We start from the raw sequence: 409 nt of genomic DNA on the forward strand, positions 1-409 counted from the left end.
AGAGGCTGGAAGACTGAGGAAATCAATGGCATTGAGTTCGAATTGAACTCTATTCTTGTTGAGAAGTGGAAGGGTAAAGCATACCGACTTGTGATTCAAAGACAGAAACGGATGGACGGTGTGCTGGATCTTTGGGAAGGAGAATACACATACCGTTGTATCCTGACTAACGACTATGAATCTTCCACAAGAGAAATTGTCGAGTTCTATAACCTTCGTGGAGGAAAGGAACGTATCTTCGATGATATGAACAATGGTTTCGGGTGGGACAGATTGCCCAAATCCTTCATGGCAGAGAACACTGTGTTCCTTCTTCTTACGGCACTTATCCGTAATTTCTACAAGGCCATTATCCACAGACTTGACGTAAAGAGGTTCGGACTCAATGCAACAAGTCGCATAAAAGCGT

1 protein-coding gene is annotated in these 409 nt (G+C 43.5%); it reads left to right on the forward strand.

The features are described 5' to 3' along the window. The coding region (locus DWX84_RS21415) for a transposase (protein WP_147398645.1) at window positions 1-409 on the forward strand (409 nt) is incomplete at both ends.

The sequence above is a fragment of the Parabacteroides sp. AF21-43 genome (assembly GCF_003635435.1).
GTDB classification, from domain to species: Bacteria; Bacteroidota; Bacteroidia; order Bacteroidales; family Tannerellaceae; genus Parabacteroides; species Parabacteroides distasonis.